The organism is Candidimonas humi, assembly GCF_019166065.1.
Classification (GTDB): Bacteria; Pseudomonadota; Gammaproteobacteria; order Burkholderiales; family Burkholderiaceae_B; genus Candidimonas; species Candidimonas humi.
In genome coordinates this window covers 38,843-57,511 of record NZ_JAHTBN010000016.1, presented here as the reverse complement: position 1 = coordinate 57,511, position 18,669 = coordinate 38,843, and the positions used below count along the sequence as shown (strand labels likewise).

Genomic DNA, 18,669 nt, shown 5'->3' with positions numbered 1-18,669 from the left:
ATGCGGCTCATCACCTTTACGAACCGATCGGGTTCGCCGGCACTCGGATTGTCGGACGGCTGGCTGCCTAAAGACGCCATTCTCGACTTGTCTCATCCGGCGCTTGCACCGCTGCTGGGCCCGGCCGGCACATCCTTGCGCGCATTTGTGCAGGCCTACACGCCGGCCCTGGCCGATGCGCTCAGGGCAATCGATGGGAAAGAGAACGCCTTGCTCGATCGTTCGACAGTCACAGGCAGACTGGCGAACCCCGACACGGGGAAAATCATCGGAGCGGCCTTCAACTACACGGACGCCCTGGACGAAAAGCGCCAGCCCTACCCCTCGGAACCCGTCATTTTCATCAAGTCCGCGCATACCCTCATCCGGGACGGAGATCCTATACTCCTGCCGCGGACTGCGACAGAAATCACCTACGAGGCGGAGCTTGCGGTGGTCATCGGGAAACAGGCCTTGAATATCACGGCGGAACAGGCAATGGACCATGTGTTCGGCTACGGACTGTTCAATGATGTCAGCGTGAGCGAATTCGTCAGGGCCGACAAGAACTTCGTCAGGGGGAAAAACCAGGCCGCCAGCGGCCCGTTCGGCGCCACCATCGTGCACAAGGACGAAGTGGCCGACCCCCACGCGCTGGACATATCCCTGGACTTGAACGGAGAGACCCTGCAGCGATCCTCCACATCCCTTATGCTTTTCAGGATCCCCGAGCTGATTTCGTACATGTCTTCCAAGATGCCCCTGGATCCCGGAGACATCATCGCCACGGGCACTCCCGCCGGCGTTGCGGCCTCGCACCAGCCTGCAAAATGGCTGAAGCACGGAGACCAGGTCGTCGTTCGAATCCCGGGCATCGGGCAATTAGCCAACCCAGTAGCCAAGTGCACAACAGTGACGCCATGAAACCCAAGGTACTCTTGACCAATCCCATACACCCGGACGGGCTGGCCCATCTGGAGCAGTTCGCGAGCGTTGTCGTTTCCGACAGCGGCGACGCGGGACGGCTGCGCGACTTGGCCGGCGATGCGGACGGCCTCATCGTCCGCACCAAACTTCCCGACGACATTTTCGACTTCACGCCCCGGCTCAAAGCCGTGGTGCGGCACGGGGTAGGCCTGGACATGATTCCCGTGGCCCGGGCCACGGCCAAGGGGATTCCCGTCGCCAACGTCCCCGGCGCCAACACCACCGCGGTAGCGGAATACTGCCTGGCGGCCATGCTCGGCCATGTGCGCCCTCTCGCTCGCATCGACTCGGCCTTCCGCGGCCGGGGCTGGGACGCCGGAAAGCAGTTGGGTGGAAGCTGCGGCGAACTGGAAAGCCTGACACTGGGCATAGTGGGAGTGGGCGCAATCGGAGGACGGCTCGGAACGCTCGCATCCATGCTGGGCATGAACGTGCTCGGGCTTGCCCGCCGCCCGGCCGCGGTCGCCCCGCCCGTACGGCCGGTGGACAAGCCCACGCTGTTCGCGCAATCCGACATAGTGGTGCTCAGTTGCCCCCTGACCCCCGAAACACGCGGACTGGTCGACGCAGCGGCATTGAAGCTCATGAAGAGCACGGCCCTGCTCATCAATGTTTCCAGGGGGCCCGTCATCGATACGCCGGCGCTGATCGAGGCGCTTCGCCGCCGCGAACTGGCAGCGGCCGTGCTGGACGTATACGACACGCAGCCCCTGCCCGCGAACGATCCTCTGCTGCAGTGCCCGAACCTGACCCTGACATCCCATATCGCCGGAACTACGGAGCAAAGCATGCGCCGCATGAGCATGGGGGCCGTGCACGAACTGCTTGCTCTGCTCCAGCATCGGACATCCCGATTCCTGGTCAACCCGGAAGTTTTCGAATCCCGAGACCCATCATGAAAATCACCGATATCGTTGCCGTGCCGATTTCCTTTCCCGTGCCTCCCGAGCACTCCGTGACGCTCGGCATCGGGCGCAGCGTCAAGAGGGATGCCGTATTAGTCAAAGTGCAAACGGACGACGGCCTCACCGGCTGGGGCGAAGCTCACCACGGGCGCTGCCCGGGCGCGATCGCCAGGCTGCTGGAAACCACGATAAAAGAGCTGGTCGTCGGCATGAACCCCTTGGACACCGTGTCGGTGGGCAGCAGGATATACAAGATGCAGATCGCCAGCCACGGGATGGGCGCCGCGGCCGCACTGGCCTGGAGCGGCGTCGATCTGGCGCTGTGGGACATACGCTGCCAGGTTTCGGGACAGCCCTTGTGCGAACTGCTGGGAGGTTCGGCCAGGCCGGTCAAGGCTTATGCCGGAGGAATATCATTGGGCTGGCAAGCGCCGGCAAGCCTTGCCGAGGAAGCTCTCCAGCACGTGGGCGCCGGGTACAAGGCGCTGAAGCTGCGTATGGGCGACACGCCAAGACGCGATATAGAACGGGTGACGGCGGTACGCAAGGCCGTGGGCGATGCGGTAGAACTGCTGCTGGACGCGAACACCGCCTACAGCCTCGAACAGGCGCGCGAAGTCATGCCCGCTTACCAGGAACTGCGCGTTGGCTGGCTGGAAGAACCCTTTCCCGCCCATGATCAATACTCATACGATATGTGCGCCCGGTTCGCCACCGTGCCGCTGGCCGCCGGAGAGAACCATTACACCCGCTACGAATTCGAACCTCTGCTCAACTCCAGGACGGTCGCCTTCGTGCAGCCCGATCTCTCGAAGACCGGGGGCTTGAGCGAATCCATGCGCATCGCGGCCATGGCAAGCGCCAAGAGGATATCGGTCAATCCGCACACATCCGCCACAGCCATCAACATGTCCAACTCGATCCATTTCCTGTGCGCCGTGGACAACGCCGGATATTTCGAAGCGGATGTCACGACCCTGAATCCCTTCCGCGACCAGCTAAGCGCCGTACGCCCCTATGAACTGGACGACCAAGGCTGCGTCCAGCCCGCTGCCGGCAAGGGGATCGGCCTGGAACTGGACCTGGATTTCATAGCCAGGCATCCGCTGATAGATGGGCCCTGCTACGTCTAGGACCTGAGCAACTCCGGCCTATTCTCGTTCGCCGGCATCCGGTCAATTCTCCTCGCCGCATAGAGAGCAGTGCCCCGCAAGGATTACGATTAAGATCTACGATCGGCATCCTCGGGACACCCGGCGCCATTGCCGCCGGTACACTCACCCACATCGACAAGGAGAAAACCACATGGATCTCGGAATTGCGGGCAGGACGGCCCTGGTTTGCGGCGCCAGCAAGGGGCTGGGCTACGGCTGCGCGCAGGCGCTGGTGCGCGAAGGCGTAAATGTCGTCATCGTCGCGCGGGGCGCCGAGGCGCTGCAGGCCGCCGCAAAGTCGCTGCGGGAAACGGCCGCCGCCGCGGGCGGCGTCACGCCCGGCGTCAAGCACGTAGCGGCCGACATCACTACAGCGGAAGGCCGTGCCGCCGTCTTTGCCGAGCAGAAGGACTTCGATATCGTCGTCACCAACGCGGGCGGCCCGCCGCCGGGCGATTTCCGCGATTGGGACCGCAAGGCATGGGTGGCGGCGCTCGACGCCAACATGCTTACGCCCATCGAACTGATCAAGGCCACCGTCGACGGCATGGCCGAGCGCGGCTATGGGCGCATCGTGAACATCACCTCGAGCTCGGTCAAGGCGCCGATCGACATACTGGGCCTGTCCAACGGCGCGCGCAGCGGGCTGACGGGTTTTGTAGCAGGCGTGGCGCGCAGCTCCATCGCGGCCCGGGGCGTCACGATCAACAACCTATTGCCGGGCGCGTTCGATACCGACCGACTGCGGCACTCGATGGAGGTCGGCGCCAGGAAATCCGGCCGCACAGTCGATGCGATGCGAGAATCGCGCGAGAACGGCATCCCGGCGCGCCGCTTCGGCACGGCCGCAGAATTCGGTGAAGTCTGCGCCTTTCTATGCAGTATGCAGGCCACGTACCTGACGGGCCAGAACATACTCCTGGATGGCGGGGCGTACCCCGGCACGTACTGAGACGCGCGGCGGGAACCTGGCGCCATCAGGCTTCCCGGGCGCTCCAGGCGCCCTGCCCGGCCATTCCTTGCCGTTGCCTGGCCCGGTCGGCCACGCCCGAGCGCCCGACCGGGCAAGCCTGAACAAGCACTGTACGCCTATTCCGCTGCCTCGACGGCCGCGTTGCCCAGCCCTGGCGTACGGGCCTGCTTCGGCGGCACCAGCATTACCAGCACGAAGGCCAGGACTGCGGTCGCGGCGAAAACGAAGAAGTGCCACTGCGGCGGAATGGCCATGCTGGCCAGATAGCCCCCCAGCAGGGGGCCGCACATGGCGCCGACCCGGGCGAAGGCCAGGGCCCAACCCGTGGCGCTGGCGCGCGCCCACGATGCATAGTAGTCGGCCACCAGGCCGGTCAGGATCAAGGAAGCGGAGATGCTGCCGAAACCGGCCACACCAATCAGCACATAGGTGGTGAAGGCCGGGCCCTTGAACCCCAGCAAGGCAATGCCGACTGCGCCTATCAGATAGCACCAGGCCACCGTGCGCAAGGCCCCCAGGCGGTCGGCGACCTTGCCGGCCACCACGCCGCCTATGGCGGACGTAAGACTGAAAACTGCCAGGAACAACAGGCTGGAACTGAGGTTGTAGCCGGATTTGCGCATGATCTGCGGCAGCCAGGTGGTCAGGCCATACACCATGAGCAGGCCCAGGAACAGGGCCAGCCAGAAGCAGATGGTGGCGCGCAGATTATGGGCGCCGAATACTTCGGCGACCAACTCGCCGACCGACTTGGCCGCGGCGGCATCCTGCCCCTTCTTGCGATTCAAGGTATGGGCCTGGAAACGCAGGTAGTCTTCTTCGGTGGCGCCCAGTTTCAGGGCCCAGGCACGCGCGTCAGCGCCGCGCCCCTTGGATTCCAGGTATTCGACGGATTCGGGCAGGTAGCGGGCGATAAGCGGCAGGATCAGCAGCGGCACCGCGCCCAGGCCCAGCACAGCATGCCAGCTTGCATGCTGCAGCAGAGGAATGGACACCAGCGCTGCAGCCAGAATGCCCAGCGAATAGCCGGAATACATCAGGCCGTAATTTTCGCTGCGCCGCTCGGGCGGGGAATATTCTATGGTCATGGCCGCGGCCACCGGGATGATCCCGCCCAGCCCCAGGCCACCCACCAGGCGAGCCGCGCCGAAGACCTCGGGATTGGGTGCCAGCGCGCATACGATCATCGAGCACGAGAACAGCGCAATGCACAGGAAATACATGCGACGCCGCCCGTACTGGTCGCTGAGCGTGCCGACCAGCGCCGCGCCGAACAACATGCCTATCAGGGCCAGGCTGCCCAGCCAACCCAGTTGCACCGGCGTCAATGCCCAGCCCTTGTCGCCGGAGAGCACCGGCAGAATGGCGCCCATGACGCCTACGTCGTAGCCCTCGGACAGGATCGCGCCCCAACATAAGAGCAGGACGACCCAGGTGGTACGGCTGGATACTCTGAGATCGCTATTGGAAATTGCCACGGTGCCTCCGGTTTGTGCCCACTACGTCCGGTGAATCGGAGCTTGGGTAAGTTTTATATCGATATATTTTAATCATAAAATATATGGCGACAGCCGCGGAAATGCAAGCGTGGCGCGTGTTGCGTGGCACGGCCGCGACATCGTTACGGGTTGATCACAGGCGCGAACGCAGGCCAGCCATACCGTCGTGCATATGGGTCATACGAGCTTCCGTATGGCATGTCCGGACAGGGCCGCCGCCACAGGGCGAGCCCGCCCCCGTTCCCTTGTTCGGGCGGCATATGGCTCCGAACACGTATAATGTCGTGGTCTAGCCACGCTGCCGGCCTATCCGCCGGCTATTCAGTCATGGCGCACAAACCTGCAGGCCGCCGTTCGTCTCTGCAACCGCCCGCTTCCGGCCAATCGGCCGAACCCTGGCGGGAAGTCCGGCGCATCGCCCAGGATCCCGTTTCCGCAAGCAGCAACAACCGCTACGCCCCATGGGCGTTTTCGGCGTTGGGCGGCGACCGGGCAGCAGCAATACAAGGATGAAGCAAGCAAATATGAATACTCAAGTCAACTCGCCTGGCGCCGCCGTCGCGGCCCCCCACTACACCTCGGAAGAAAAACGCAAGCGCGTATTCGCCATCGTCGCCGCCTCGTCGGGCAACCTGGTCGAATGGTTCGATTTCTATATCTACGCGTTCTGCGCCATCTACTTCGCGCACGCGTTCTTTCCCAAGTCCGACCCCACGGTGCAACTGCTGAACACCGCCGGCGTGTTCGCCGCCGGGTTCCTGATGCGGCCCATAGGCGGCTGGCTGTTCGGGCGTATCGCCGACAAGCACGGCCGCAAGATATCGCTGCTGATTTCCGTCGTGATGATGTGCGGCGGCTCGCTGGTGGTGGCATTCATGCCGACCTACGCCAGCATCGGAGCCTGGGCCCCCGCCCTGCTATTGCTGGCGCGCCTGGTTCAGGGCCTGTCGGTCGGCGGCGAATACGGCACCACGGCCACCTACATGAGCGAGGTCGCGCTGCGCGGCCAGCGCGGCTTCTTTTCGTCGTTCCAGTATGTGACGCTGATCGGCGGGCAGTTGCTGGCGGTGCTGGTCGTGGTCATATTGCAGCAATTCCTCACTGTCGACCAGTTGCGCGATTGGGGCTGGCGCATCCCCTTCGTGGTCGGGGCCATCACCGCGGTCGTCGCGCTGCTGCTGCGTAGCACGCTGCACGAAACATCCACGGCGGAGACCCGCGCCAACAGCGAAGCCGGCACGCTTACCGCGCTGTTCCGCGACCACAAGGCGGCGTTCTTCACGGTGCTGGGCTTTACCGCCGGCGGTTCGCTGATCTTCTATACCTTCACCACCTACATGCAGAAATACCTGGTGAATTCGGCCGGCATGCCGGTCAAGACCGCCAGCTATGTGATGACCTTCTGCCTGTTCGTCTACATGTGCCTGCAGCCCGCTTTCGGCGCCTTGTCCGACCGTATCGGCCGACGCAACAACATGCTGCTGTTCGGCGGCCTGGGCGCGCTGTGCACGGTGCCCATCCTGACCACCCTGCACCACGTGACCAACCCCTACCTGGCTGCGCTACTGATCATCGTGGCGCTGGCCATCGTCAGCTTCTACACGTCCATCAGCGGCATCGTGAAATCGGAAATGTTCCCGCCCGAGATCCGCGCCCTGGGCGTGGGCTTCGCCTATGCGGTGGCCAATGCCATCTTCGGCGGATCGGCCGAATACGTGGCCCTGGGCCTGAAAACGCTGGGCCACGAAACCAGCTTCTACTGGTACGTGACGGCCATGATGGTCGTTGCCTTCCTGGTCAGCCTGCGCCTGCCGCGCCAGGCCGCCTACCTGCATCACGACCACTAAGGCCGGCCCGCCTCCGACAGAGGCGCGGCGCCGGCGCCGCGGCGGCGGCCCTGCGGGGCGGCCTACAGGAACATGCCGCCGGAGATCTCGATACGCTGGGCATTGATCCAGCGGTTCTCGTCGCGCAGCAAGGCGGCGATGGCGCCGCCGATGTCGTCGGCCTGGCCGACGCGCCCCAGGGCCGTGTTGGCCGCAATGCCGCGGTTCACCTGCTCGTTGTCGCGCACCACGCCGCCGCCGAAATCCGTGGCGATCGCGCCCGGCGCCACCGTATTGACGGCAATGCCGCGCGCGCCCAGTTCCTTGGCCATGTAGCGGGTCAGCACTTCGACCCCGCCCTTCATGGCCGCATAGGCGGCGTACCCCGGCAGCGAGAACCGCGCCAGGCCCGAAGACAGGTTGACGATACGTCCGCCGTCGGCGATCAGGGGCAGCAGCTTCTGGGTCAGGAAGAACGGACCCTTGAGATGTATGTTCACCAGTTCATCGAACTGCGCTTCGGTGGTCTCGGCAAACGCGGCGTGTATGCCTATGCCCGCGTTGTTCACCAGGAAATCGAAACTATCGCGCTGCCAGTGCTGCTTCAGGGCGCCGGCGACTTGCGCGACGAACGCGTCGAAGCCGTCGCTGCGCGCCACGTCGAGCTGCAGCGTCACCGCTTGCCGCCCGGCCTGTTCTATCTGCTGCGCCACGGCCTGGGCCTCGGCCCGGTTGCTGCGGTACGTGAGAATGACGTCCACGCCCTGGCGCGCCAGCGCCAGCGCGGTATTCCGACCCAGCCCCCGGCTGCCGCCGGTGACGATAGCGATCTTGCTTTCCATGCCGTGACTCCCAGTCGAATGTCCGGAAAATTGCCTGAAGTATGATTGCCCGAAAATCCAATTATCGATCATACAGGCCATGCCGGAGGTTCGCGCCCGACGCGAGCCGCAGCGAGGGGTTCCAGCAGATGTCACGAGCGCAACCGGGCTCATCCATCGCGGCAGCGCGCACGCCGCGCGCCGCCGCATCCGTGCGCCCGGCGGATCGGTCCGCCGCGGCGCGCCCGCTGGCGGGCATCCTGGTGCTGATTCTTTCGACCTGGGCGCTGTCGGGCCTGGACGCCAGCGGCAAATGGGTCATGGGCGCGGCCGGCGTCTCGCTGCTGGCCTTGTGCTGGTTCCGCTATGTGGTGCATCTGGGCCTGGTGCTGGCGCTGGTGCTGCCGGCACGCGGCCTGCCGGCGCTGCACAGCGCGCGCATGCGCGACCAGATCCTGCGCGGGGCGGTGATGCTCGCCGCCACGCTCTCCTCGTTCATGACGCTGCGCCACCTGCCCCAGGCCGAAGCCACCGCCATCAACTTCCTGGCCCCGCTCATCATCCTGGCCGTGGCCCCGTGGGTATTGCGCGAGCCGGCGCGATTGTCGCGCTGGCTGGCGGCGGCCGCGGGCTTTGCGGGGGTGCTGATCGTGATCCGCCCGGGCGCGGGGCTCGACCCCGTGGGCACCGCGTTCGGCCTGCTCACGGCTTTCATCTTCGCCGCCCAGTACATCGTCACCCGCCGCCTGGCGGGCGAAGACCCATACACGACCCTGATCTGGAGCGGCGCCGTGGGCAGCATCTGCCTGACGCTGGCGCTGCCCTTCATCCTGCCCGCAGCGTGGCCGGTGCTGGCCAGGCTGACGCCCGGCCAATGGGCCGTGCTGATCGGCACGGGCTTCTGGGGCTGCCTCGGCCACCTGCTGCAGATCCAGGCCTACCGGCACGCCCCCGCCTCGATGCTGGCTCCTTTCCTGTATTTCCAGATCGTCAGCGCCGCGGCCCTGGGCTGGCTGATCTGGGGCCAGTTCCCGGACGCATTGAGCTGGCTCGGAATCGCCGTGATCTGCGCCAGCGGCATCGTCATCGCCCTGGTGGAATGGCGCGGGCATGCACGAACGCGCTTCGCCTGATAGCCACATCTCCCGGCGATGGCCACCCTTCCAATAACTGGCCATGCCTCGCAACTTGGCCGGAACGCACCCAAGCCGACGCGCGTGGCTACCAGCCTCCTTCACGGCCGGCCTCGACGCGGATACTCTCGGCCAGCCCCAGTAATGGCCCGACCAGCACGGAGGCCACTTCGCCAAAAGGCTCATCAGTAGTCACGCTGGCATTGAGCGCGTAGGCCGGCCCTCCCGCAAACACCAGCGGGCAGGCTACTGCCACCACGTTCGGCAGCCAGGACGCCGCGCAATAGCCCTTGGAATGCACGTCCGAGATGGCCTGGGCCAATTCGTGTTCCAGCGTCATCCACTGCCGCGGATGTTTGTTCCGGAAGCCACGGTACAAGGGTTCGCGCTGCGCATTGTCGAGCGTGGACAGCCATGCCCGGCCCAGCGACGTGGACTCCATGGGTATGCGCTGGCCCGGCATGATGGTGCGCAGCGACTTGCGCCGGCTCAGGCGCAGGGATTCCAGGTACACCATTTCATCGCGATCGGCCAGGGCGATTCCCACATTGATGCGTTCGCGCCGCGCCATCTCTTCCATCAAGGGCGCCGCCAAGTGCAGCACGCGCGAACTGCTGCGCATGGAAAAGGCCAGTCCCAGCAGCGGCGCGCCCAGGCTATAGGTACGGCGCGCCGCATCGTGCAGCAGGAAACCTTCGGCCACCAGCGTCTGTGCCAGGCGGCTGACGGTGGCGCGCGGCAAGCCCGTGGCCTCGGCCAGTTCGCCATTGCCCAGCGATTCCGAGCCGGGCCGGAATGCCCGCAACAATTGCAGGCCACGGATAAGAGAACGGTTGGTCGGGGACAGACCAGTCATGGCAGGGCTCCAGCGGCCGGCAAGGCCACCGCCGCGAGGCCCCAGTATACATTTCCACTAGATGAAAATGGCGGGGTGCCTTGGCCGCCCGGCATGCGTACACTGGCCCGGCGTGCACATACTCGGCATGCACCACTCCAGAGACAGCCAAACATGGATCACAAACAAATACAAATACCAAGACGACAGTTCCTGCGGCAAGCGGCCGCAGCCATGGCAGTACCGCTGCTGCCCGCCGCAGCCGCTCGGGCCGCAGCGGACAAGGGCTATCCCGACGCGCCGATCAAGGTCATCGTGCCCTTCTCTCCGGGCGGCCCCACCGATCTCATGGCCCGCACCATCGGCAAGCCGCTGGGCCTGGACCTGAAGCAGCCCGTGATTGTCTACAACAAGCCGGGCGGAGGCGGCGCCATTGCCCTGGGCGAAACGCGCAATGCGGCCGCCGACGGCTACACGCTCGCCTTTCCTTCGATCCAGGCGGTCACCAACCCGGCGCTGCGCTCCGACTTTCCTTTCGACATGGAGCACGACTTCACCGGGATAACGGTCGTGGGCTATATCGCGCACGTCATGGTGGTCAAGGCCGATTTCGCCGCCAAAGATCTAAAGGAATTCGTGGCCATGGCCAAGGCCAGCCCGCACCCCTATGCCTACGGCTCTTCCGGCAACGGTTCGTCGGGCAACCTGGCTATGGAAATGTTCAAGGACCGCGCCGGGATCGCGCTCACCCACGTACCCTACCGCGGCTCGGGGCCGGCAGTGCAAGACCTGTTGTCGGGCCAGATACAGACCATGTTCCTGGACACCACCACGGCCATCCCGCTGCTGCAGGCGAAAAAACTGCGGGCGCTGGCGGTTGCGCCCGCCAAGCGATCCATGGTCCTGCCCGACGTCCCGACCATCGCCGAGCAAGGCTATCCGGGCTTCGATATCCATGCTTGGTATGGTTTGCTGGCGCGCTCGGGCACGCCGGCGCCCATCATCGACACGCTCTATCGGGCCACGCGCGACGCGCTGCGCGACCCAGGCGTGCTCAAGACATTTCATTCCCTGGGCATCGAGCCCGGCGGCAACACGCCGCAGGAATTCAATGCATTGATTCGCGCAGATCTACGCAGTTGGAGCAGTGTCATCAACAAGCTCGGCTTGAAGATTTCCTGAACGCGGGAGCGATTCGATGCACATAGTGATACCCGACGATTACCAGGATTGCGTGCGCGGCCTGGACTGCTACGCGCGGCTGGCCAGCCACCAGGTGACGATATTCCACGACGCCTGCAAGGACGAGGACGAGCTCGCGCGGCGCTTCGCGCAGGCCGAGGCCATCGTGCTGACACGCGAACGCACGGCCTTGAGCGCCAGCCTGCTCGAACGGCTGCCCGGATTGAAGCTGATCAGCCAGATCGGCAAGGTCGCCGGGCATATCGACCTGGAAGCCTGCCGCCGCCTGGGGATCGCGGTGGCGCAGGGTTCGGGCTCCGGCGCGGCCACGGCGGAACTTGCCTGGGCTCTGGTCCTGGCCAGCCGCCGCCACCTCGTGGACGAGGCCCTGCGCCTGCGCCAGGGGCTGTGGCAAGGCAGCCTGGGCCAAGAACTCAAGGGCCAGCGGCTGGGGGTCTGGAGCTACGGGCGCATCGGCAAACAGGTCGCTGGCTACGGCAAGGCCTTCGGCATGCGCGTCTGGACCTGGGGCAGCCCCGACGCCCTGGCGCGCGCGCGGGCCGACGGCATCGAAGCAGCCCCCTCGCGCGCAGAGTTCTTCACCGGCAGCGACGTGCTGAGCCTGCATATCCGCCTGAGCGACCGCACGCGCGGCATCGTAACGCCGGAGGATCTCGCGCGCATGGGCCGCAATGCCTTGCTGGTCAACACCAGCCGCGCCGAACTGATTGCCCCGGGCGCGCTGGAATCCGCGCTGCGCGCGGGCGCCCCCGGCTATGCGGCGGTCGACGTATACGAGGAAGAGCCGCCCGCGCCCGGCCATCGCAATCCCCTGCTGGACCTGCCCAATGCCCTGTGCACACCGCACCTGGGTTACGTGGAACGCGACAACTACGAAAACTACTTCGGCATCGCCTTCGACAACATCAACAACTTTGCTTCCGGCAAACCCACCAATCTCGTCTGAACCCAAAGGAGCCCCCATGAAATTCAAGACGCTTTTCCTGGCTGCCGCACTATGCGCCGCAGCCGTGTCCGCCGCCCCCGCCAGCGCGGCATTCCCCGATCGGCCCATAGATATCGTGGTGCCGTTTTCACCTGGCGGCGGCACCGACCAGATCTCGCGCACCATCGCCGACGGCATGTCCAAGGCCCTGAAGCAAAGCGTGCTGGTGCTGAACAAGCCCGGCGCGGGCACCGTGATCGGCACCGGCTACGTCGCCAAGAGCAAGCCCGACGGCTATACCCTGGTGATGGCCACCTTCGCACACGCGGTCAACCCCGCCCTCTACAAGCACCTGCCCTTCGATCCCGACAAGGATTTCACGCCGGTTGCGCTCATAGGCACCTCTCCGAATGTGCTGGTGGTCAATAGCCACAGCCCCTTCAAGACGGTCAAGGACATCATCGCCTACGCCAAGGCCAACCCGGACAAGCTGACCTTCGGCTCGTACGGCACCGGCACCTCGGCGCATCTGTGCGGCGCCCTGTTCGAAGACCTGGCCAAGGTGAAGATGACGCATGTGCCCTACAAGGGCAGCAGCCCGGCCATCACCGACCTGCTCGGCGGCCAGATCAATATGGTGTTCAGCACCGCGGCCAGCGTCGCGCAATACGTCAAGAGCGGCCAGTTGCGCGCCATCGCCGTCACGTCCAAGCAGCGCTCTTTCGCTTTCCCGGATGTGCCCACCATCGCCGAATCGGGCCTGCCCGACTATGAGGCCGAAAGCTGGTACGGGCTGCTCGCGCCGGCCGGCACGCCCGCCGACGTGATCGCCAAGCTGCACGATGCCACCGAACTGGCGATACGCGCCAAGCCGTTCCAGCAACGCATCGCCATCGAGGGCCTGAACCCGCACACCGGCAAGCCGCAAGACCTGCAGGACTACATCCAGAAAGAAGAAAAACTCTGGCGCCAGGTCGTGAGCGACGCCCACATCACGCTGGATTGAGTCCGGCCCCATCGACGCCCTTCCGGCACAAGACTGGGCACGGCGCAGCCTCCGCGGGCCGCGCCGTGTCCGGCAAAGCCGTGCGGCATGCGGGACGCGGGGCCCGCGGCACGGCACGGGAGCTTTTCTTACCGACACAGAGTTGAAATATCCATGAGCACATCCGACCTCATCCGCCTGGAAATCGAACAAGACCTGGCTATCGTCACCCTGAACCGTCCCGAAAAACGCAATGCGCTGGACGACAGCATGCGCGAAGCACTTCTAGCCATGCTGCAGTCGGCAGCCGCCGACAAGGCCGTCAAGGCCGTGATCCTGACCGGCACGGGCCAGGCCTTCTGCGCCGGCGGCGACATCGCCGCCATGCAGGAACGCGCGCAAGCCCCGGCCGGGGAAGTGGCCTTCAACGGCTGGAGCCGCCAGCAGCGCACCCACCAGGTCGTGGCCTTTCTGCACAACCTGCCCAAGCCGGTAGTGGCCGCCGTAAACGGGTCGGCCGCCGGCCTGGGCGCCGACATTGCCATGGCCTGCGATTTCGTGGTTGCCAGCGAACAAGCCAGCTTTGCCTGGAGCTATGTGCTGCGCGGCCTGATCCCCGATGGCGGCGGCATGTACTTCCTGCCGCGCCGGGTCGGGCTGGTGAAGGCCAAGGAATTGATTTTTTCCGGCCAGACCATAGACGCGCAAGAGGCCTTGCGCATCGGCGCGGCCGACCGGCTCGCCGCCCCTGATGGCCTGCTCGCCGAGGCGCGCAGCCTGGCCCGGCAGTTCACCGTCGGCTCGGGCACCGCCATCGCGCTGGGCAAGGCCACCCTGAACCAGAGCTTCGAACTCGACGCCCACACCGTCTTCGCCCAGGGCAGCCAGGCCCAGGCCATCTGCTACACCACGACCGAGCACCAGCAATCGGTGACGGCGTTCCTGAACCGCAAGAGCCGGAGCCGCTGAGCATGAATGCCATATCCCGCCTGATCAAACCGCAAAGCATCGCGGTCATAGGCGCTTCGTCCGACCTGTCCAAGACGGCCGGCAAGCCGGTTGCCTATCTGCTCAAGCACGGCTACGCCGGCCGCATCTATCCGGTCAACCCCACGGCCCGCGAGATCGCCGGCCTGGCCTCCTACCCCGACATCGCCTCGCTGCCCGAGGCTCCCGACGCGGCCATCGTCATGCTCGGCGCGGCAAAGGCCGTGCCCGCGGTGCGCGAACTCGCCGCGATCGGCACGGGCAGCGCCATCGTGCTGGCCAGCGGCTACGCCGAGCTCGGCGCACAGGGCGCAAACCTGCAAGACGAGCTCCGGCAGGCCGCGGGCGCGATGCGGCTGCTCGGCCCCAACACCATAGGCCTGGTCAACGTGACCGACGGCATCACCCTGTCGGCCAGCAGCGCCCTGGAAGCCGACGCCCCGCCGCAAGGCAGCATCGCGCTGGTCTCGCAAAGCGGCGGCATACTCGGCTCGCTGCTGTCGCGCGCCGCCGCACAGGGCATAGGCTTTTCCAAACTGGTCGCCACCGGCAACGAGGCCGACCTGGACGTCGCCGACTTCGTCGACGCCCTGGTCGACGACGAAGCCACGCATGTCATTGCGCTTTACCTGGAAAGCCTGCGCCATCCCGCAGCCTTCCGCCGCGCCGCGCTGCGCGCGCGGGCCGCGGGCAAGCCCATCGTCGCCTTCAAGGTCGGACGCTCGGAATCCGGAGCGCGCTCCGCCGTGTCGCACACGGGCGCCATGGCGGGTTCGGACCGCATGTACGATGCACTGTTTGCCGAAACCGGCGTGCTGCGCGTGCGCGAATTCGCCGAGCTGCTCGGCGTGCCGCAAGGCCTGGCAACTCGGCGCGCATTGCGCGGCCAGCGCATCGCCATCCTGACATCCACGGGCGGCGCCGGCACGCTGGTGGCCGACAGTCTCGGGCTGGCCGGCTTCGACACGCCCGTGCCCGACGAGGCCACCGCACAGGAACTGCGCGCCGTACAGGGCGCCACTCCTACCGTGCTGGACCGCAACCCCATCGACGTGACCCTGGCCGGCCTGGACCCGAAGCTGCTGCGCAGCGCCATCACCAGCCTGATGAAAAGCGAAGGCTACGACGGCGTGGTCATCATCGTCGGTTCCTCGGCGCTTGCCAGGCCCACATTGATGGCCAGCGCCATCGAAGACTGCCTGCACATCAGCGGCAAGCCGGTGCTCACGTATGTCAGCCCGGATGCGCCGCACATCCTGGCGCAACTGAACCGGCGCGGCATCCCCGCCTACGCCTCCCCCGAAGCCTGCGCCGCGGTATTCCAGGCGCTGTGGGCCAGCGGCCGGGTGGCGGCGCAGCCCCAGGCGGAAACGGCACGCCAGGCTCCGCCGCCGGCGGATCCCCTGTCCGGCCTTCCGGATGGGTCTCTGGACGAAGCCCAGGCCAAGCGCTTGTTCGCCGCCTATGGCATTCCCGCCACGCGGGAAATCGTCGCCGCCACGGCGGAAGACGCCGAACGCGCGGCGCGCGAGCTCGGCGGCCGCGTGGCGCTCAAGCTGCTGTCGCGCGACATCACGCACAAGAGCGACGTAGGCGGAGTCGCGCTGGGCCTGGATGCCGCCACCATGGCGGACGCGGCCCGCTCCATGGCGCAGGCCGTGCAGGCCCGTACCGGTTCCAAGCCCGAGGCCTTCCTGGTGCAGGAAATGGTATCCGGCGGCCATGAACTGATCCTGGGCCTGGCCCGCGACCCGCTGGGCACGGCCATCCTGCTGGGCACCGGCGGCACCCAGGCCGAACTGCTGCAGGACACGGTGCTGGCCATGCAGCCCTTGCAGCGCCCGCTGGATCGGGCCGAGGCCGAAGCCATGCTGCGTGCCTTGAAATTCTGGCCGCTGCTCGACGGCTACCGCGGCGCACCGCCGCGCGACACCGAGGCGGCAATCTCGGCCATCGTGGCCTTCTCCACCATGGTGCACGCGCTGGGGCCGCGCCTGCAGGAAGCGGAGATCAACCCGCTGTTCGTCAAGGCGCGCGGCCAGGGCGTGGTAGCGGCCGACGCGGTGGCAGTGCTGGCGCCGGCCACGGAAGCGTAAGGCCGCTGCAATTTACAAGCGCAGTACAAAAACAGGCGTCTCAAAAAACAAGCACCCCAATAATGGGGCGCTTGTTTTTATCTCCGCGATGAAAGGCTGCTTCGTCGTCAGCCCAGGCACTCAAGCAGCATCACGACGGTATCGGCCCGATGCTGTTCATTGCGCAAATCACCCTAAAGACAGATGAGCGGTCTCGATGACTTTCGACCACTTTTTTGTTTCACTGGCGAAGAACTGCCGACCATCCTCCGGGCTTCCGCCCATGATATTCAAGGCGAGATTGGTCCAGGTAGCCTGAAGTTCCGGCAGGCGCAGAATGCTGTTGATGTCCTTATTCAATTGCTTCACCGTTGCTTCCGGCACCTTCGAACTGGTGGCTATCGTGAACCAGCCCGACGCATCGAAGCCAGGCACCAGCAATTCCGACACGGTAGGGATATCGGGCAACACGGGGCTGCGGTCTTTACTGGTAACAGCGAGGCCACGGATCTGCCCCGCTTTCACGATGGGACCCGCCGTCGTGATCAATTCGAACATCATGTCGATCTGGCCGCCTATCAAATCGCTCATGGAAGCGGCGCTGCCCTTATAGGGAATGTGCGTCAGTTGAATGCCCGCGGCCTGCTGGAACAATTCCCCCACCATGTGAGTCGACGAGCCATAGCCCGCAGACCCGAATGTCAATTTCCTGGGATTCGTGCGCGCGTAGTCCACAAGCTGCTTCAGGGTTTGAAAGGGACGCTTGAGATTTACCGCAATCACACAGGGCACGCCACCCAGCACCACTACAGGCTGCAAGTCCTTGGGCGGGTTATAGGGCAAGTGCCTGTATATGGAGTACGCGGCGTGAATGCCGATAGTTCCCAGCAATAGCGTGCTTCCGTTCGGTTTCGCGTCCGCCGCTACTTGCGCCCCGATATTTCCACCCGAACCCGGTATGTTCTGGACAATCACGGACTGCTTATACATCTGGCCAAGACGCGTGGCGATCGCGCGCGCCAGGACGTCCGCCGTGCCGCCCGGCACGAAGGGAGCGATGATCTTGATGACGCCGGAGGGTACGTTTGGAGCAGCGAACGCTGATGTTGTTCTCAATGCGGCTGGGGTAAGCAGCAACATGGCGCAGGCCGCACGTCGGGAAAGGGCCATGGGGTTCTCCTCGGAGGTGAGTGGGACAGCGTCATTCTAGGAATGCCCCTGGTATTTGGACAAATGCTTTCTCTTTGATAGGATATACGCCACTGATATAGGCCAGCCTCGCGAAGACATATGCCCAGACCCCTGTCTTTCAATCAAATAGAGGCCTTTCGAGCAGTCGTCCTCACCGGCACGACGGTCGCGGCCGCACGCATGCTTTACACGACGCAGCCGTCGATCAGCAGGTTGATCCACCAGGCGCAAAACGCAAGCGGGCTGAAGCTGTTCACCAACGACCGCGGGCGCCTGCAACTCACGCGCGAGGGCCGCCAGTTGTTCGAAACAATCCAGCTTCACTATCAAGGACTGGAAAGAATCGAACAAACCGCCACAGCCCTGCGTGCGTCCGGGGCCGGCGTATTCCGCATCGCCTCGACGCCGTCCCTGGCCCAAGGGATTCTCCCCAAAGTGCTCAGCCGGTTCATGCACGACCGGCCGCAGGTGCACCTCAATGTACAGACCCCCAGCAGCCGCTTGATTGAAGACGGACTACGGCAGGGTATGTTCGACATAGCGATTACGAATATGGCATTTGGAGGCGCCGAATTCCTGTCGCACGAGATTCATCAATGCGAAGCGGTACTGGTCTGCGCGCCCGATCATGCCCTGAGCTCACGCAAAGTCGTGCGCATCGCGGATCTTCAAGGCCAGACCATGATCAGCCTGCCCGCGCACGACGTGCTCCAGCAGGAAATCGACAAAGCGTTTGCCGCGTACGGACTCGAACGGCACGCGAATATCGAGACCATTTACTCTGCCACGATCTGCGCATTCGCGGCGCAAGGCCTGGGCGTGGGCATCGTCAATCCCTATGTGGCCCAGCTATTCCGTGACAGTGTCGCCATCAAGCGCTATACGCCGAAACTGCCCGTCCGCACCTATGCCATGCTCGCGAAATTCGCACCGGCATCCGAACTGGTGGAACGCTTCCTGCGGATCTTGCGCAGCGTCATGAACGGCGACGATTAAGCCCACGGAATCGAACCAAGGGCCTCGTTGGGCGCCATCCGGGGCGCCCACGGTCTGCACAAGACCGGCACTCGCGCCGCAGGCATAACTATCACGCAGCCCCCAGCCAGTGAACCTGGCTTCCCGATCGACGGAACCCCGTCGGATCTCTCATGCTTCCATCAGTCGCCAGCCTATATCAATAATGAATAGCTG

Annotated in this window: 16 protein-coding genes; 12 read left to right on the top strand and 4 right to left on the bottom strand. The window is 65.0% G+C overall.

Features of this window, described 5'->3' with window-relative positions; translation table 11 throughout:
- From KVP10_RS20405 to KVP10_RS20390, 4 genes are all read left to right on the top strand, one after another.
- Entirely contained in the window at positions 1-903 is a 903-nt protein-coding gene (locus KVP10_RS20405; RefSeq protein ID WP_217966596.1) for a fumarylacetoacetate hydrolase family protein, read from the top strand.
- Positions 900-1,865, top strand: coding sequence for an NAD(P)-dependent oxidoreductase (locus KVP10_RS20400; protein ID WP_217966595.1), 966 nt, complete (start codon positions 900-902; stop codon positions 1,863-1,865). Before KVP10_RS20405 ends, KVP10_RS20400 begins: the two co-directional genes overlap by 4 nt.
- Positions 1,862-3,004 carry a mandelate racemase/muconate lactonizing enzyme family protein gene (locus KVP10_RS20395; protein WP_217966594.1) on the top strand — a complete coding sequence of 381 codons (1,143 nt, stop codon included), beginning with the start codon at positions 1,862-1,864 and terminating at the stop codon, positions 3,002-3,004. The genes KVP10_RS20400 and KVP10_RS20395 overlap by 4 nt, the downstream gene beginning before the upstream one ends.
- A 172-nt stretch (positions 3,005-3,176) precedes the next feature.
- Entirely contained in the window at positions 3,177-3,977 is an 801-nt protein-coding gene (locus KVP10_RS20390) for an SDR family oxidoreductase (RefSeq protein WP_217966593.1), read from the top strand.
- A 137-nt stretch (positions 3,978-4,114) separates the two neighbouring features.
- Here KVP10_RS20390 and KVP10_RS20385 read toward each other — a convergent pair whose 3' ends face one another.
- Positions 4,115-5,476 carry an MFS transporter gene (locus tag KVP10_RS20385; protein WP_343218782.1) on the bottom strand — a complete coding sequence of 454 codons (1,362 nt, stop codon included), beginning with the start codon at positions 5,474-5,476 and terminating at the stop codon, positions 4,115-4,117.
- 545 nt (positions 5,477-6,021) lie between these two features.
- Here KVP10_RS20385 and KVP10_RS20380 point away from each other — a divergent pair.
- The gene (locus KVP10_RS20380) at positions 6,022-7,344 is read left to right on the top strand and encodes an MFS family transporter (RefSeq protein ID WP_217966592.1); all 1,323 of its coding nucleotides are present in this window, start codon (positions 6,022-6,024) and stop codon (positions 7,342-7,344) included.
- A 62-nt stretch (positions 7,345-7,406) separates the two neighbouring features.
- Here the strand turns inward: KVP10_RS20380 and KVP10_RS20375 are convergent, their stop codons facing one another.
- Positions 7,407-8,165 carry an SDR family NAD(P)-dependent oxidoreductase gene (locus KVP10_RS20375; RefSeq protein ID WP_217966591.1) on the bottom strand — a complete coding sequence of 253 codons (759 nt, stop codon included), beginning with the start codon at positions 8,163-8,165 and terminating at the stop codon, positions 7,407-7,409.
- A gap of 128 nt (positions 8,166-8,293) precedes the next feature.
- Between KVP10_RS20375 and KVP10_RS20370 the strand changes: the two genes are divergently transcribed.
- Complete coding sequence (locus tag KVP10_RS20370) at positions 8,294-9,277, top strand: DMT family transporter (protein ID WP_217966590.1); 984 nt, start codon at positions 8,294-8,296, stop codon at positions 9,275-9,277.
- An 88-nt stretch (positions 9,278-9,365) separates the two neighbouring features.
- Here KVP10_RS20370 and KVP10_RS20365 read toward each other — a convergent pair whose 3' ends face one another.
- Positions 9,366-10,133, bottom strand: a complete 768-nt coding sequence (locus KVP10_RS20365) for an IclR family transcriptional regulator (RefSeq protein ID WP_217966589.1) — start codon at positions 10,131-10,133, stop codon at positions 9,366-9,368.
- A 213-nt stretch (positions 10,134-10,346) separates the two neighbouring features.
- Between KVP10_RS20365 and KVP10_RS20360 the strand changes: the two genes are divergently transcribed.
- The 5 genes from KVP10_RS20360 (at position 10,347) to KVP10_RS20340 (ending at position 16,308) form a co-directional block, all read left to right on the top strand.
- Complete coding sequence (locus tag KVP10_RS20360; RefSeq protein WP_246600885.1) at positions 10,347-11,294, top strand: tripartite tricarboxylate transporter substrate binding protein; 948 nt, start codon at positions 10,347-10,349, stop codon at positions 11,292-11,294.
- A gap of 16 nt (positions 11,295-11,310) precedes the next feature.
- The gene (locus KVP10_RS20355; RefSeq protein WP_217966587.1) at positions 11,311-12,261 is read left to right on the top strand and encodes a D-2-hydroxyacid dehydrogenase family protein; all 951 of its coding nucleotides are present in this window, start codon (positions 11,311-11,313) and stop codon (positions 12,259-12,261) included.
- 16 nt (positions 12,262-12,277) lie between these two features.
- The gene (locus KVP10_RS20350; RefSeq protein WP_217966586.1) at positions 12,278-13,246 is read left to right on the top strand and encodes a tripartite tricarboxylate transporter substrate binding protein; all 969 of its coding nucleotides are present in this window, start codon (positions 12,278-12,280) and stop codon (positions 13,244-13,246) included.
- A gap of 153 nt (positions 13,247-13,399) precedes the next feature.
- A complete protein-coding gene (locus KVP10_RS20345) occupies positions 13,400-14,194 on the top strand; it encodes an enoyl-CoA hydratase/isomerase family protein (RefSeq protein WP_217966585.1) in 795 nt (264 codons plus the stop codon).
- Positions 14,195-14,196: 2 nt separating this feature from the next.
- A complete protein-coding gene (locus tag KVP10_RS20340; RefSeq protein WP_217966584.1) occupies positions 14,197-16,308 on the top strand; it encodes an acetate--CoA ligase family protein in 2,112 nt (703 codons plus the stop codon).
- Positions 16,309-16,476: 168 nt separating this feature from the next.
- On the opposite strand, the gene KVP10_RS20335 is transcribed toward KVP10_RS20340, so the two are convergent.
- Positions 16,477-17,457 (bottom strand): Bug family tripartite tricarboxylate transporter substrate binding protein, encoded by a 981-nt coding sequence (locus KVP10_RS20335; protein ID WP_217966583.1) that lies wholly within the window; start codon positions 17,455-17,457, stop codon positions 16,477-16,479.
- Positions 17,458-17,577: 120 nt separating this feature from the next.
- Here KVP10_RS20335 and KVP10_RS20330 point away from each other — a divergent pair, with 120 nt between their 5' ends.
- On the top strand, positions 17,578-18,474 hold the full coding sequence (locus KVP10_RS20330) for a LysR substrate-binding domain-containing protein (RefSeq protein ID WP_217966582.1): 897 nt from the start codon (positions 17,578-17,580) through the stop codon (positions 18,472-18,474).
- Positions 18,475-18,669: the final 195 nt, after the last annotated feature.